Annotated in this window: 1 protein-coding gene; it reads right to left on the bottom strand. The window is 65.9% G+C overall.

The annotated features are described in order from the left end of the window. Positions 1-42: 42 nt before the first annotated feature. Positions 43-1212 (bottom strand): transposase, encoded by a 1170-nt coding sequence (locus ACFMKP_RS24745; RefSeq protein ID WP_382296519.1) that lies wholly within the window; start codon positions 1210-1212, stop codon positions 43-45. Positions 1213-1312 lie beyond the last annotated feature (100 nt).

Genomic DNA, 1312 nt, shown 5'->3' with positions numbered 1-1312 from the left:
GTTTAAGGGCGGACAGGTTGGGGAATGGGTAGTAATTAAGTGTTAGGGGATAGCCGTCCCGAGCCGGCCACCCCGCGTCACGGTCGTTGCCCATCGTTCGTGGAACACGGTTCCCGCCAGCGACAACCCCGCGCCCAGCGCGGGCATCGTCCCCGTCCACAGCCAGCGCAGCACCCCATACCGTCCCAATCGAAACAGACTTTCTCGCGCCGCCCATGGGCGGCGCGGGCTGGGGCGATCCCCGCGGTCGGCCAGCACGTCCTGCGCCTCCGCCGTCCCGACCAGCAGTACCAGCACCGTCGCGATCGCCATGCCCAGCACCAGCGCCTCCTGCGTCGGCTGGCTCCGCGACTGGCTCGCCTCCCACTGCCAGCCGCCCGTTTTCCAATCCCGAAACAGCGCTTCGATCGCAGACCGTCGCCCATAGCCATGCCGGATCATGCCAATGTCTGCCAGATTACTCACCAGCAGCAACGGTTCCTGCGCGCTGGCGGCCCACTCCGCCACTACCGTCACCGTCCGCCAGCCCGCCTTCTTGAAGGCCTGCCCACGGCGCGCCACCTGCTGCCTGCGCGCCACCAGCGTGCGGATCGGGACTTCCGTATGGCCCCGCAGCAGCAGCCGGGTATGGCCTTGGACGCGCACAACCCAGCTCCAGCCGTGCGCTGCCACCTGATCGGTAAACACCGGACAGCCAAAGGCCCGATCGGCGACCACGATGACGGGTGTGGTTGCGGGGATGACCGCGCGCACGCGATCGAGTAGGGTAGCGGTATCCGTCCAGAAGGCGGTGGCGCGGCGGGTGTTGCCGGGATGGAGCACCCAGGCGAGCGGAATGGCGCGTCCGTGATACCAGAGGGCAGCAGTGAGCAGTGTCCAGTGATCGGTGTGGGTGGTTTCATCGATGATGACGGTGACCGGTTCGGCAGGGGCGAAGCGCAGGGTGGTGGTCAGGATAGCCCGATGCAGCGACCACGACAGCTGTGCATCCCGATAGGTGCGGCGCAGACGCCGTTCGTGACTGGCAGCGCGGGCAGCGGTGGACACGCCAAGGGCACAGCCCCATGCCACGACGCGGGTGGTAATGGAGTGCATAAGCAGGATACTGACGAGCCAATCGGTGAGCCGACGAGCGGTCCAGGGCGAGAGGGTGGGCATGGCGGTCAGCAGGATGGTGTTGATCCAGTGGGCAAGGGCTGGTATACTCGGCATACGACCTCGGCTGGTGAGCGGATATGGTTTGCACCATCCAGTATACCAACCTGAGGTCGTTCTGTATCCCCTGTTTACGCGTCCCTGTCCGCCCTTAAAC

The organism is Herpetosiphon sp. NSE202, assembly GCF_042688385.1.
Taxonomy (GTDB): Bacteria; Chloroflexota; Chloroflexia; order Chloroflexales; family Herpetosiphonaceae; genus Herpetosiphon.
The sequence above is the reverse complement of the archived record's forward strand: the minus strand, read 5'-3'. Positions and strand labels throughout refer to the sequence as shown.

Coding starts and splice junctions, on each gene's coding strand:
- ACFMKP_RS24745 (WP_382296519.1), bottom strand. CDS start 1,212: ATGCCGAGTATACCAGCCCTTGCCCACTGGATCAACACCATCCTGCTG.